The organism is Microbacterium longlingense, assembly GCF_058349825.2.
This window is the reverse complement of sequence record NZ_JBYRJA020000004.1, coordinates 87,846-101,335: the sequence shown is the minus strand read 5'-3', so window position 1 is coordinate 101,335 and position 13,490 is coordinate 87,846. Positions and strand designations below refer to the sequence as shown.

The 13,490-nt window shown below is 71.4% G+C and carries 12 protein-coding genes; 4 read left to right on the top strand and 8 right to left on the bottom strand.

Translation table 11 applies throughout. From position 1 onward, the window contains the following. Positions 1 to 51: 51 nt before the first annotated feature. Complete coding sequence (katG, locus tag AC3RXY_RS07275; RefSeq protein WP_491510238.1) at positions 52 to 2,334, bottom strand: catalase/peroxidase HPI; 2,283 nt, start codon at positions 2,332 to 2,334, stop codon at positions 52 to 54. Continuing rightward, positions 2,318 to 2,818, bottom strand: a complete 501-nt coding sequence (locus tag AC3RXY_RS07270) for a Fur family transcriptional regulator (RefSeq protein ID WP_491510237.1) — start codon at positions 2,816 to 2,818, stop codon at positions 2,318 to 2,320. The genes katG and AC3RXY_RS07270 overlap by 17 nt, the downstream gene beginning before the upstream one ends. Before the next feature lie 151 nt (positions 2,819 to 2,969). Between AC3RXY_RS07270 and AC3RXY_RS07265 the strand changes: the two genes are divergently transcribed. Beyond that, entirely contained in the window at positions 2,970 to 3,716 is a 747-nt protein-coding gene (locus tag AC3RXY_RS07265; protein ID WP_491510236.1) for an aquaporin, read from the top strand. Between the two features lie 99 nt (positions 3,717 to 3,815). Here the strand turns inward: AC3RXY_RS07265 and AC3RXY_RS07260 are convergent, their stop codons facing one another. Then, a complete protein-coding gene (locus AC3RXY_RS07260) occupies positions 3,816 to 4,808 on the bottom strand; it encodes a stage II sporulation protein M (RefSeq protein ID WP_491510235.1) in 993 nt (330 codons plus the stop codon). A 16-nt stretch (positions 4,809 to 4,824) separates the two neighbouring features. Between AC3RXY_RS07260 and AC3RXY_RS07255 the strand changes: the two genes are divergently transcribed. After that, complete coding sequence (locus AC3RXY_RS07255) at positions 4,825 to 5,634, top strand: RDD family protein (RefSeq protein ID WP_491510234.1); 810 nt, start codon at positions 4,825 to 4,827, stop codon at positions 5,632 to 5,634. 109 nt (positions 5,635 to 5,743) lie between these two features. Here the strand turns inward: AC3RXY_RS07255 and ahcY are convergent, their stop codons facing one another. Together ahcY and AC3RXY_RS07245 are read right to left on the bottom strand one after the other, a co-directional pair. Beyond that, the gene (gene ahcY / locus AC3RXY_RS07250) at positions 5,744 to 7,192 is read right to left on the bottom strand and encodes an adenosylhomocysteinase (RefSeq protein ID WP_491510233.1); all 1,449 of its coding nucleotides are present in this window, start codon (positions 7,190 to 7,192) and stop codon (positions 5,744 to 5,746) included. 36 nt (positions 7,193 to 7,228) lie between these two features. Further along, positions 7,229 to 7,435, bottom strand: a complete 207-nt coding sequence (locus AC3RXY_RS07245) for a DUF3499 family protein (protein WP_491510232.1) — start codon at positions 7,433 to 7,435, stop codon at positions 7,229 to 7,231. Positions 7,436 to 7,496: 61 nt separating this feature from the next. Here AC3RXY_RS07245 and AC3RXY_RS07240 point away from each other — a divergent pair, with 61 nt between their 5' ends. Continuing rightward, positions 7,497 to 7,937, top strand: a complete 441-nt coding sequence (locus tag AC3RXY_RS07240; RefSeq protein WP_491510231.1) for a hypothetical protein — start codon at positions 7,497 to 7,499, stop codon at positions 7,935 to 7,937. 67 nt (positions 7,938 to 8,004) lie between these two features. Further along, positions 8,005 to 8,175: a hypothetical protein gene (locus AC3RXY_RS07235; protein ID WP_491510230.1), complete on the top strand. Its 171-nt coding sequence runs from the start codon at positions 8,005 to 8,007 to the stop codon at positions 8,173 to 8,175. A gap of 164 nt (positions 8,176 to 8,339) precedes the next feature. Here the strand turns inward: AC3RXY_RS07235 and AC3RXY_RS07230 are convergent, their stop codons facing one another. The 3 genes from AC3RXY_RS07230 to AC3RXY_RS07220 form a co-directional block, all read right to left on the bottom strand. Continuing rightward, positions 8,340 to 9,707 (bottom strand): DUF5719 family protein, encoded by a 1,368-nt coding sequence (locus AC3RXY_RS07230; protein ID WP_491510229.1) that lies wholly within the window; start codon positions 9,705 to 9,707, stop codon positions 8,340 to 8,342. Next, positions 9,704 to 13,057 carry a glycosyltransferase gene (locus tag AC3RXY_RS07225; protein ID WP_491510228.1) on the bottom strand — a complete coding sequence of 1,118 codons (3,354 nt, stop codon included), beginning with the start codon at positions 13,055 to 13,057 and terminating at the stop codon, positions 9,704 to 9,706. The genes AC3RXY_RS07230 and AC3RXY_RS07225 overlap by 4 nt, the downstream gene beginning before the upstream one ends. 113 nt (positions 13,058 to 13,170) lie before the next feature. After that, the gene (locus AC3RXY_RS07220; protein WP_491510227.1) at positions 13,171 to 13,488 is read right to left on the bottom strand and encodes a WhiB family transcriptional regulator; all 318 of its coding nucleotides are present in this window, start codon (positions 13,486 to 13,488) and stop codon (positions 13,171 to 13,173) included. Positions 13,489 to 13,490: the final 2 nt, after the last annotated feature.

Genomic DNA, 13,490 nt, shown 5'->3' with positions numbered 1-13,490 from the left:
CCAGGAGACGCGTGAGGCCCCCGCCGTCCGGCGGGGGCCTCACGCGCTCGATCAGCGCAGGTCGAAGCGGTCCAGCTCCGTGACCTTGCCCCACGCGGCGGCGAAGTCACGCACGAACTTCTCCTTCGCGTCGTCGGCGGCGTACACCTCGGCGATCGCACGCAGCTCGGAGTTCGATCCGAACAGCAGGTCGACGCGCGTGCCGTGCCCGACGAACTCGCCGGAGCCGTCCTTGCGGCCGGCGAAGGCGAACGATCCGGGGTCGAGCGGCTTCCACGTGGTGCCCAGGTCGAGCAGGTTCACGAAGAAGTCGTTCGTGAGCACACCCGGCGTGTCGGTGAACACGCCGTAGTCGGAGCCGTCCCAGTTGGCCGCCAGGACCCGCAGTCCGCCGACCAGAACGGTCATCTCCGGCGCGGTGAGGGTGAGCAGGTTGGCGCGGTCGAGCAGCAGGTGCTCAGCGGGAACCGCCGCATAGTCTCGCGAGACATAGTTGCGGAAACCGTCGGCGTTGGGCTCGAGGTAGCCGAACGACTCGACGTCGGTCTGCTCCTGCGTGGCATCCGTGCGACCGGCGTGGAAGTCCACGACCACGTCGACGCCGGCGTCGGCCGCTGCCTTCTCGACCGCCGCATTGCCGGCGAGCACGATGAGGTCGGCCAGCGACACGCGGACGCCGTCGGTGCGCTCCGCGTTGAACGATGCCTGGATCTCCTCCAGCGCACCGATGACCCGGGCGAGACGGGCCGGGTTGTTCGCTTCCCAGTCCTTCTGCGGCGCCAGACGGATGCGGGCGCCGTTGACGCCACCGCGCTTGTCACTGCCGCGGAACGACGCCGCCGCCGCCCACGTCGCCGAGACGAGGTCGGAGACGCTGAGGCCGGAGTCCAGGACGCGCTTCTTCAGCTCAGCGGCGTCGGCGTCACCGATCAGTTCGTGATCGGCGGCCGGCAGCGGGTCCTGCCAGATGAGCTCCTCCTGCGGTGCCTCGGCACCGAGGTAACGGCTGCGCGGACCCATGTCGCGGTGGGTCAGCTTGAACCACGCGCGGGCGAAGGCGTCGGCGAACGCCTCGGGGTCGTCCTTGAAGCGACGCGAGATCTTGCCGTACTCCGGGTCGAAGCGCAGCGCGAGGTCGCTCGTGAGCATGCGCGGCTCACGCCGCCCGCGCGAGTGCGCCATCGGCACCATGTCCTCACCAGCGCCGTTCTTCGGACGCCACTGGTTGGCGCCGGCCGGGCTCTGGAAGAGCTCCCACTCGTAGGCGAAGAGGATGTGGAAGAACTCGTTGTCCCAGCGGGTGGGGTGGTAGGTCCAGGTGACCTCCAGGCCAGAGGTGATCTGGTCGTCGCCCTTCCCGGTGCCGAAGTTGTTCTTCCAGCCCAGACCCTGCATCTCCAGACCGGCGGCCTCGGGGTTCTGCTCCAGGTTGGCGTCCGGTCCGGCCCCGTGGGTCTTCCCGAAGGTGTGCCCGCCCGCGATGAGCGCGACGGTCTCTTCGTCGTTCATCGCCATGCGCTTGAACGTCTCGCGGATGTCGTGGGCCGAGGCGAGCGGATCGGGGTTGCCGTCCGGGCCTTCCGGGTTGACGTAGATCAGCCCCATCTGCACGGCCGCCAGGGGACGGTCCAGGTCACGGTCGCCGCTGTAGCGCTCTGAGCCCAGCCAGGTGGTCTCCGGACCCCAGTACACGTCGTCGTCCGGCTCCCACGCGTCCACGCGGCCGCCTGCGAAGCCGAAGGTCTCGAAGCCCATCGACTCGAGCGCGACGTTGCCGGCGAGGATCATGAGATCGCCCCACGACAGTGACTGACCGTACTTCTTCTTGATCGGCCACAGGATGCGGCGCGCCTTGTCCAGGCCGACGTTGTCCGGCCAGCTGTTCAGCGGCGCGAAACGCTGCTGTCCCGTGCCGCCCCCACCGCGACCGTCCATCACCCGGTACGTACCGGCGCTGTGCCACGCCATCCGGATGATCAGCGGTCCGTAATGGCCGAAGTCGGCCGGCCACCACGCCTGAGACGTGGTCAGGACCTGCTCGATATCGGCCTTGACGGCGTCGAGGTCGAGCGACTCGAAGGCGGCCTGATAGTCGAAGTCCGCCCCGAGCGGGTTCCGCTCCGCGGTGTTCTTCGCCAGGATCTTGATGTTCAGCTGCTCAGGCCACCAGACCCGGTTCGCATCGCCCATCGTGGGATGCGGCTGCGCGTGGATGACCGGGCACGCGCCGCCGGACGGCGTCTGCTCGTCGGGAGCATCGGTCACCGTCACGGACTGGTCGATGCCGGCGACGTCGTCGCCGATTCCGGGAATCTGGTCAGGAGAGTCGGTCATGGTGTCCTTCCATAGTGCGGGCAGAGGAGGAATGAGTCTGAGGGGGTGCCGCGGTCGCACCGGTGCAGTCGGCGCAGAGGCCCCAGTAGGTGACCTCCGCGGCGACGATGTGAAAGCCCGCGACATCGGCGGGCGTCAGGCACGGGGCGCGACCCACCGCGCAGTCGACATCCTGGACAGCGCCGCACCGGGTGCACACCACGTGGTGGTGGTTGTCCCCGACGCGCAGCTCGAACATCATCGGGTGCCCAGCCGGCTCGATCCGTCGCACGAGACCGGCGTCGGTGAGATCGCCGAGCACGTTGTAGACCGACTGCAGGCTGGTCGACTCCCGGTGCGCGCGGAGGGCCGCGTGCACGTCGTCTGCGCTCGCGTGCGGGCGGGTCCGCAGGGCGTCGAAGACCGCACGCCGGGACTCCGTCACACGCAGCCCTGCCGCGCGGATCGCCTGTTCGGCGTCGGGGTGGCGAGCGGGCTGATGCACACTGCCAGCGTAGCCCTTTTTTGATTCACTCAAAAAAGGAGCGACCCGACCGCCGCCCGGCGCGCCTCCGGCAGGCCCGCGGCGCGGCCGTCATTCTGAGGGTGCGTCGGGGGGCGCTCGCCTTCCGACTGCACGCAGAAAGGAAGCCATCATGAGCGAGACCTCCTGGACTCCCACGACCGCGCACAAGCTCGTCGCCGAGGCGGTGGGCACCCTCGTCCTCGTCCTCGGCGGTGTGGGGACCGCCCTGTTCGCCTCGAACTACTTCACCGACCCGGGATCGTCCGGCGCGGTCTATCTCTCGATCGCGCTCGCGTTCGGGCTCACCGTCGTCATCGGCGCCTATGCCTTCGGCCCCATCTCGGGCGGCCATTTCAATCCGGCCGTGACAATCGGCATCGCGACCGCCGGGCGGATGCCCTGGCGCGAGGTGCCGGCCTATCTCATCGCCCAGGTGGTCGGCGGCCTCGTCGCTACGACCCTGATCTTCCTGATCGGCCTGTTCGGTCCGGACGGCTGGCTCGAGGGCGCCCGCAGCGCAGGTTTCGCCAGCAACGGCTTCGGAGCGGCGTCGCCGTCGGGCTTCGGCATGGGCGGCGTGATGATCGCCGAGGTCGTGGTGACCGCGGTGTTCCTGTTCGTGATCCTGGGCACCACCTACCCGGAGCGCGCGACGCCCTTCGCCGGCCTCGCGATCGGGCTCACCCTCACGCTCGCGCACCTCGTGCTCATCCCCATCGACAACGCTTCGGTCAACCCGGCCCGTTCGCTCGCCACCGCGATCTACGGCAACGTCGACTCCCTTGCTCAGCTCTGGGTCTTCCTGGTGTTCCCCGTGGTGGGAGCGGTCATCGCCGGGCTGATCCAGCGCGGGCTCCTGGACGGCGCGAAGCGATGACCTGCGCGGCACCGCGGGTGCCGGCACGCATCGGATGACGGTGCAGCGCACGGTCTCTTGCCCCGGGCCGCCGGTTCCGCCCCTCCGGGGCCGGGGGGATCAGCCCGCGACGAGCCGCGGCGTCCCGGCGTCGAACTCCTGCAGGTCCCCGGTCTCGCCCCGCCGCACCGCACGCCGACCGAGAATCAGCATGTAGGCGAGGAACACCCCCAGAGCGACCGCCCCGATACCGATCTTCACCGCCCAGGGCAGGGCGGAGCCCGTCACGAAGCCCTCGACCAGCCCAGACAGCGCCAGAGCGAGCACGAGGCCCAGCGCGATCGTGGAGAGCGAACGACCTTCGGCGGCGAGCGCAGCCCCCCGGGTCCGCGCACCGGGGGCGACCCACGCCCAGAACATGTGCAGCCCGGCGGCGGCGGCCACGAACAGGCTCGTCATCTCGAGCAGGCCGTGCGGAAGCAGGTGCAGGATCAGCACGTCGCCCTGATCGTAGGAGAGCATGACCGCCGAACTGATGCCGAGTCCGATCGCGTTCTGGGCCATCACGTACACCGGCCAGATGCCGGTGACACCGAAGATCACGCACTGCGCGGCGATCCAGGCGTTGTTGGACCACACCATGCCGGCGAACACCGCGGGCGGGTTCTCGACGTAGTAGTCGGTGAAGTCGCTCTCGGCGTACTGGCGCAGCATCGACTCGTCACCGATCGCGGCGACGAGGAGCGGATCCTGGGAGATCCACAGGCCGACACCCGCCACGATCGCGATGAACACCACCGCGATCACCAGCGTCGTCCACCGCACCCGGTACAGGGCTGCGGGGAGCTGATCGACGAAGAACCGCGTGATCCGCACCACCGCGTTCTCCCCGGTGCCGGTGAGCCGGAGCCGGGCGGCCGCGATCACGGTGGAGAGATACTCCCCCTGCGCCGAATCGCCCACGCTGGTCTTCAGCTCGGCCAGATCAGCGGAGGCCGCCCGGTAGCGGGCGACGAGCTCGTCGACCCCGGCGCCGTCGAGACGGGCGCGGGTGAGTTCTTCCAGTCGCTGCCATTCCGCACGGCGAGCGTCTGCGAGCGCATCAGCATCCACCTGATTTACTGTACCCATGTCTGTCACGCTCCCCGCCGAAGACGAGATCCTTTCCGGCGAGGCCGTCGCGATCGACGTGCAGCCGGTGGGCTTCCTCTTGCGAGCGCTCGGCGCGGCCATCGACGTGATCATCTCCGTGCTCGTGCTCGCCGGCCTGCTCTTCGGCGGCGGATGGCTGCTGGCGACGCTCGGAGCGGAGCCCGGGCTGACCACGGTGCTCAGCATCGGCGCCATCGTCTTCGCCGCGGTCGTCCTGCCGTGCACAGTGGAGACCGTGACCCACGGCCGCAGCGTCGGCAAGGTCGTCATCGGCGGACGCATCGTGCGGCTCGACGGCGGCGCGGCCGGGTTCCGGCACGCGCTGATCCGCGCACTGCTCGGCGTGCTGGAGATCTATCTCAGCGGTGGCGCGGTGGCGGTTCTCACCGGGACGCTCTCACCCCGGTCGCAGCGACTGGGCGACCTGGTCGCCGGCACCTATTGCCAGCGCACCCGCGCGCCCCGGCTCGTCGCCCGTCCCGCCGTGCTGCCGCCGGAGCTGGTCGGCTGGGCCCAGGTCGCCGATGTCGCGCGCCTGCCGGATCGCCTGTCACGGCGGGTGTCGCAGTTCCTCGACGGTGCCGCCCGGATGACGCCGGCCTCCCGCGCCCGCGTCGCTGAGCAGCTGGCCGCAGAGGCACGGTCCTTCGTCTCGCCGTGGCCGCCCGTCGCGGCGGAGACGGCGCTGCAGGGGATCTCGGTGCTGCGTCGCGAGCGCGAGCTGCGCTCGCTGCGGATCGCCGACGAGCGCGTACAGCGCCTCGGCGGGCGGGCTGTCGGCGTCTGACCGTCGAGCGCTGCCTCACCAGATCAGGCGGGCGTCACCAGAACAGGCCATTCCCGCCGGCATCCGCCTGTTCTGGTGATGCCCGCCTGTTCTGGCGCGGGGAGGATCCTCAGTAGCGGTAGTGCTCGAGCTTGTAGGGCCCCGCCACCGGCACGCCGATGTAGTCGGCCTGAGCCGGGGTGAGCTCGGTCAGCTGCACCCCGAGCGCATCGAGGTGCAGACGCGCGACCTTCTCATCGAGGAGCTTCGGCAGGGTGTACACCCCCACCGGATACTCGGACTGCTTCGTGAACAGCTCGATCTGCGCCAGCACCTGGTTCGTGAAGGACGCGCTCATGACGAACGAGGGATGCCCCGTGGCGTTCCCGAGGTTCATCAGGCGCCCCTCGCTCAGCACGAGGATGCTGCGCCCGTTCGGCAGACGCCACTCGTGCACCTGGGGTTTGATCTCCACCGACTCCGCGCCGACGAGGCTCTCCAGACCTGCCATGTCGATCTCGTTGTCGAAGTGGCCGACGTTGGCGACGATCGCGAGGTGCTTGAGCCCCTGCAGATGGGCCGCGGTGACGACATCACGGTTGCCGGTTCCGGTGATCAGGATGTCGACCTGATCGATCACGTCGTCGAGGCGCGCGACCTGGAAGCCGTCCATCGCGGCCTGCAGCGCGCAGATCGGATCGACCTCGCTGACGATCACGCGCGCGCCCTGCCCGCGCAGGGCTTCGGCGGCCCCCTTGCCCACGTCCCCGTAGCCGCACACGAAGGCGACCTTGCCGCCCATCAGCACGTCGGTGGCGCGGTTGAGGCCGTCGGGCAGCGAATGCCTGATGCCGTACTTGTTGTCGAACTTGGACTTGGTGACCGAGTCGTTGACGTTGATCGCGGGGAACAGCAGGGCGCCAGCCGATGCCAGCTCGTAGAGGCGGTGCACGCCCGTGGTGGTCTCCTCCGTGACGCCCTGGATGCCGGCTGCCACCCGTGTCCAGCGCGTCGGATCAGCCGCGAGCGAGCTCCGGAGCAGGTCGAGCACGACGCGCCACTCGTGGGGGTCGTCCTCCGCGGCGTCGGGCACGGCACCGGCACGCTCGTACGCGGCCCCGCGGTGCACGAGCAGGGTGGCGTCGCCGCCGTCGTCGAGGATCATGTTCGGGCCGTCGTGTCCGGTGGACGACCAGTCGAAGATGCGCGCAGCGCAGTCCCAGTACTCCTCCAGACTCTCGCCCTTCCACGCGAACACGGGCACGCCGGCGGGCTCGTCGACGCTGCCAGCCGGACCGACCACGACGGCGGCCGCCGCCTCGTCCTGCGTGGAGAAGATGTTGCAGCTGGCCCACCGGACCTCGGCGCCGAGAGCGACGAGCGTCTCGATCAGCACGGCGGTCTGCACGGTCATGTGCAGCGAGCCGGCGATCCGTGCACCCTTCAGCGGCTGGGACCGACCGAACTCCGCGCGGAGGGCCATGAGCCCCGGCATCTCGTTCTCGGCGAGGCGGAGCTGATGACGTCCGGCTTCAGCGAGGGAGAGATCGGCGACGGCGTACTGGCTGGAGTCGAGCATCTGGCCATTCTTGCACCCCGTCGCAGAGCATGCGGCTCAGGCGCGTAGGGTCTCGTGCCGCACGACGATCCAACCGGCGGGAACCGAGAGGCGGTCGGCATGGATCGCACAGAGGTCGTGGGCGTGCGGGTCGTCGCCGGCACCCAGTGGGCCCAGCGCCGCCATCTGGTCGCCGTAGTCGTAGGTGAGCGTCGCGACGGCCTCGCGCGCGCAGCCAACCTTCGAGCAGAGTCTTCCGTACATCTCTGTCAGCCTAAGGAGGCCGGCCTCTCGACCTCGCCAGACACGCTCTAGACTCGGAGACATGCCCCGCCGCAACCCTTTCCGCGCAGCGCAGCCGGCCCCCCGGCCTCGCCCCGCGCGGCACGGGCGGCACGGCCGCCTCGGCCGGAGCTCGGTGGTGCGCCCGCCGCTGCCCCCGATCGACGGGCGTGACGAACGGTTCGACATCATCGTGGACACCACGATGGAGTTTCTCCGCTCGGTGTGGCCGGAGCTGCGTGACGTGCGTGTCGACGTCGCCTCGATGCCTTTCCGCCACGATGCGGAGCGGATGCCCCGCTGGCAGATCGACCAGCAGGATCGGCGGATCGTGCTGTTCCGCGTGCCGATCGAGCGTCTGCTCGCCCCGGGACACGACGACGACCTGCACCGGCGGGTGTCGATCGAGAGCGCGGTGTTCCATGCGGCGGCCGCCTACGCGGGACGTGATCCGTGGGAGCTCGGCCCGCGGTACGCGGACTGAGCCTTTTCCGGCAATGTCCTCCTCACGGGGGACGTACGCATCGCGGCGATGCTTCTAGCATTCCCTCATGAGTGAGAACAGCTTCACGCCCGGCGATGACGTCTTCACCCCGCGCACCCGCGGCTTTGTCATCGACATCCGTCCGACCGTCTCGGGAAAGTGGGTCATCGGCGTCGAGGACGCCGATGGCGAGGTGACCTTCTTCACCGCGTCGGCGCTCCGCCACGCCGAGGACTGAGCGCGGCGAGGGCGGCACAGCACCACGTCGGTTCCGGTGCCCTTCCTCCCGCCATCCCGAACTCAGGCAGAACCGCGCGCAAGCGCCCGGAACAGGCGCCGGGGCGCGCGGGCGCGGAGCGGTGCCTGAGTTCGGGCGGGCACCGGCGGGGCGCCGGGCGCGCGTCAGGGGTAGACCGTGAGGGCAGGAAGCGCTCCGGGCGCCGGCCACAGCGCCCAGGCGGCGGTGCCGCCGGGGCCTTCCAGCGCGACCGCCGCACGGATCGGACCGTCCGACTCCAACCGGTGAACGCGCCCGGCGGCCACCGGGATCACCTCGGCGGCGCCCGGGGCGAGAACGATCCGCTGCTCCCCCGCATCGCCCGTGACGACGACAGTCGCCTCGGCGTCCCCGGCGTTGCTCACGTGCAGCCGGGCGGACTCGCCCGCCGGAACGGCGAACGACGTCGCCGCATCGATCACGGGCGCCGACGGCACCCACGCGAAATCGGCGCCCCGGCCGAAACCGGTCGTGTGCCACGCCGCGGCAACCACCGGCACATCGGCGTCGACGTCGACGCCGTACACGCCGGCGTCGAGACCGCTGAGGTTGACCTCCACCGGCACCCCCGCGCTGAGCGACACCGCCACCGGAGTGCCGGCCTGGCGCCCCGCGGCGTCGCGCACGATCACCGATGCCTCGCCGTCGCTGTCCGGAGCGAGCAGCCGCAGCGTGGTCGTGGCGGCCTCCGCCGTGGCCACCGCCCGGACGTTCAGTCCGAGGATGCGCTGCTGCTGGGCGGGAACCGCCGCAGCATCCTGCAGATCGATCCCGCCCGGCTCGAGGGTCCTGATGAGACTCGACTGCAGAACGGCGCGCACCGGGGAGCCGACCGCGTTCACCCGCAGCACGGGGCTGAGCTCGCCCGAGGCGCCCGCGGCCAGCGGGACGGCGGCCTGCGAGCGTGCCGGGACCACGACCGTGCTGTCGGAGCGCGCGCCCGCAGAGCCGAAGACCGTGAGCGAGACGGTCGCGGTGACCTCGCCCGGGTTCGACAGCAGCAGGATGTCGCTGGTGCCGGTACTGGCCGCACCGCCCACGATCCACGACTCCGTCGCGGCGGGCCGGCACGGCGCCGCGGCGAAACCGGCAAGATCGCTCGTCGCGAGTCCGATCGACTCTGCGGCCGCCGCCTCACTGGTCGTCGCACTGCTGGGCGGCTCCGCGACGAGGAGACGAACGCTGCCGTCCGCGATCTCGACGGTGACGAGCGGGTCGAGCGTGACCAGGTCCGTCGACGACTCAGTGATCGCATAGTCGCCGGCGACCGTCATCGCGAGGGGGTCTGCGACATCCCGGCCGATCGCGCGGAAGGGTCCGGCACACACGAGCGGCGTCGCTGCCGCCGCTCGTTCGACCGGCACGGTCGCAGGCGCCCTGCTCACCTCCGGCAAGGGCGCTGGAACGGCGAGCACCACGAGACCGACGGCCGCCGCGGCCAGGACCACACCGGTGATCACGCGCGCTGTTCCGGCCAGAACGGGTCGGCTCATCGGTTCTCCCCCTGCGTTCCGGGCTGCGGCGGCTGCTCGCCGGACGTCTTCTGGTCTCCGGCGGCCTCCGGGTCTGTCGGGGCGGGATCATCGGTCCGGTCCGGGGAAGGGGTGTCGCCGGAGGACACCACGTCATCGGAGGCGGACGATTCCGGCGCCGTGCGCCCTGCCGGGCCGGCGGGATCCTCCTCCGGAGCGTCCGCCCGATCATCGACATCGCCGGCCGCGTCATCCTCGGGCACCGCATCGACAGAACCCGACTCGACGGGCACAGACTCGCCGGGCACCGATTCGACGTCGACGGGCACAGACTCGACGGGCACCGGCATGCTGGGCATCTGCTCGGCCGCCGTCGGGGCTTGCGCCACCGATGTCCCCGCGCCGTCGCTCTCGTCCGGCCCCACCGGCACGGCGGCCTCGTCGAGCGGTTCGTCGACGGTCGCGACGGGCTCCGCTGTCGGCTCGAAGGCGTCCTCCTCCGGCTCATGGTCATCGCGGACGGTGTCGTCCGAGAGTCCGTCGTCATGCTTCCGCCGCGCGCGACGCGGCGGCGGAAAGAAGTCGCTTGCGACCGCGCCGACGACACGCGGCGCACGCCGCGCAGCACGCCGCGAAGCGCGGGTGGGGATCGCCAGCAGCAGCGCGACCGCCAGCACGACGAGCTGCGCGACGCCCACGAGGTGGGCGGTGGCACGCTCGGCAATGTTCTCGGACGGCGCGCGCGCCGGCTCGCCGTCGAGACGCCAGAGCACGCCCTTGTCGGTCTCGCCGACACGCACGAAGCCGGGACGCTGGTCGAGCGCGATCACGGCGTCGAGACGCAGCGCGCGGGCCGCGTCGCTCTCCCCGCCGGGCTGCTGCTCGAGCAGCACGAACCCGATCCCGGTGCTGCCCAGCGCCTCAGCCGCCTCGAAGTCGCGCGGCGAGACGAGATCGGCCGAGAGCTGGGCGACATCGCGCCCCACCGGCGCGGTCGCGGTGCTGAGCAGCGTGCTCTCGGAGCCGAGCGTGCGACTCGCACCCCACACCACCTGGGCCGCCAGGCCACCGTCTCCCTGCGGGGTCAGCACGAGCGTGCCCACCTCGCCGTCGCCGCGGGCCTGGGCAGCGACGAACGCGGGCAGGGTGGAGGCCGGGCCGTTCGTGAGCACGGCCGCATCGCGGCTGAGAGCCGTGAGCGACGGGACCGCCGAGACCGCGAGCGTGGCGCCGACCAGCAGCGCCGCGATCGTCCGCAGCGCGGGGATGCGCACGACCGTGTCGAGGGCGATGACCGCTGCGCCCACGGCGCCGGCCCACGCGAGGCTGAGGCCGGCGCCCGGCCAGAGCGGCACCGGCGTCGACTGGGTGAACGCCACCTGGATCCCGGGAGCGAGCAGGGCGGTGCCCAGGCCAATGAGGGCCAGCAGCAGGGCGCTGAGCCCGGCCCGCCAGCGCGGCGCGACGGCGGCGAGCAGCGCGAGCGCGCCGAGAGGCACCGAGAGATACAGGGCCCAGGGCGCTGCGGTGCCGAGGAAGGCCTCCCACCCGCCGGGATCGCTCGTCGGGAAGCCCGCGATGAGCGTCAGACGACCGGCGGCATCGGCACCGACCTGCGGGCCGGCCCAGACGGCGCCGGGGTCGGCGAGCAGCGCCCAGAGGTCGCCGTGGCGCAGCTGCCACAGCACCAGCGGCACGAACAGCGCCGCTGCCGGCACGGCGAGCCAGACCAGACGCACAGCGCCGCGGATCCGAGCCTGGACGAGAGCGACGATGATTGCGAGGACCCAGAGCACTGCCGCCGCCGGCAGCAAAGACGGCGCACTCGCGAGGACCCCCGCGACGAGGATGGATGCGGCGCCGGCGGCCCCCCACGACCGGTGCGCGGCAGCCGCGGCGAAGACCGCCCACGGCAGCAGGAGATGCGCGATCACCGCGGCCGGACGACCATCGATCAGAGCCACCAGGAACGTCGGGGCCAGCGCCCACGCGACGCCGGCCAGAATGCGCAGACCCGACCTGTTGGTGACGCGCGTCGCGGCGAACCAGCCGCCCAGCACCGCGCACGGCAGCGCGAGCACCCAGAGCACCACCAGCGCGAGCGACGGCGCCAGGGGGGACATGCTGCCGATCACGGCGACCACGCCGGAGAACGGATCCGCGGGCCCCACGACGCCCAGACCCACCCCGCGCATACCGAAGGAGGCATCGCGCCAGAGGCCGGCCACGGTCTCGCGCAGCGGCAGGAGACCACCGCCGCCCAGCACCGGCCACGCCAGGAGGGAGAAGAAGGCGACCACGCCGAGCACGAGCGCGGCCAGCACCGCCCACGCTCCCCCGCCGGAGAAGAAGCGCAGCTCCTGCACGGCTGCGCCCTCGGCACCCGCGTCGTCGTCGGCATGCTCTCGGATCTCGGCGCGTGTCACGCGCAGCGGCGCGAGGGCGGACCACGGGGTGGTCCGGTGCGCTCTGATCGCCCGGCGAGAACGCGCGACCGAGCCCCAGCGCACCATCTCCACACCGGCGGCACCCCACTCGGGAAGCACCTCGGCCGGCCGTTTGCCGATGAGGTGGTCGATCGAGCGCCACAGCGCGAGCGGCAGCAGGCTCAGCCAGTGCAGCGGCACGGCGAGCGCCGGGGCGTATGCCAGACGACGATGCAGCTGGGCCCGCCGGGCGACGAAGGCGCGAGAGGCGGCGCTGCGGTCATCGGCATCGGCGACATGAACGCGCGCGGCGGCGGTGAGCACGACGCGTCCGCCACCGAGACGGGCTCGCACACCGAGGTCGAGCCCCTCGTCCGCACCGCCCAGTGCCGGGTCGGGGCGCAGTCCGTCGCGCAGTTCCGCGCGGATCAGCAGACCGCGCAGGTCAGCGCCCAGGGCCTCGTCGCGAATGTCGTGCTGGCCCTGATCGAGCTGGCCGGTGACCAGATCGACCGCACGCCCGTAACGCGTCATGCTCTGGCCGTACGATGCCAGCTCGCGCGGCCGGTCTTCGACAAGCAGCTTGGGCGCCGCGATCGCCGCGGAGGGAGAGCGTTCCAGGGCCCCGGCGAGCTGCTCGAGCGCATCGGGCGCAGGCACCACGCCCGGCTCAAGCAGCCACACCGACGCGTCGGCGGCCACGCCGGGGAATCCCATGCCGAATGCCTGGCCGAGACCGGTGCCGGCGTCCGCGGCGATGATCGTGCCGACGGCCGCGGTGACGACGTCGCTGCGCCGAACGCGCTCAGCGGAGCCGCACACGACGAGCGTGATCGCCTGCACCGGCAGGGTCTGGGCAGCGAGAGCGTCGAGCGTGCGCAGCAGACGTGCGTGCGCGGTCGCGTTCGGCCGCATGACGACGATGACGTGGACAGGTGCAGGCATGGCTCACTCAGCCTAGGCGGCACTCCGCCCGGAAGCGGCAGCGCGCCCGCGCGTCAGGCAACCTGCTGTGACCAGCCGATCGACGCGCGGGCCCGCCACCGCCGCCCAGGACGCTAACTGGCCTGACGCTTGAGACGCCGGCGCTCACGCTCGCTGAGACCGCCCCAGATGCCGAAGCGCTCATCGTTCTGCAGGGCGTACTCCAGGCACTCCGCCCGGACCTCGCACGACGTGCAGATCCGTTTGGCGTCACGGGTCGAGCCGCCCTTCTCGGGGAAGAACGCCTCGGGATCGGTCTGAGCACAGAGCGCGTCGGCCTGCCACGCGAGCTCGCTCTCTTCGTCGACGTCCGGGCGACGGACGCCGGGAACCCCCAGATTGACGGGGTCGACGAACCAGTTGCCCGGCACATCGGCACGGTAACCGCTCATTT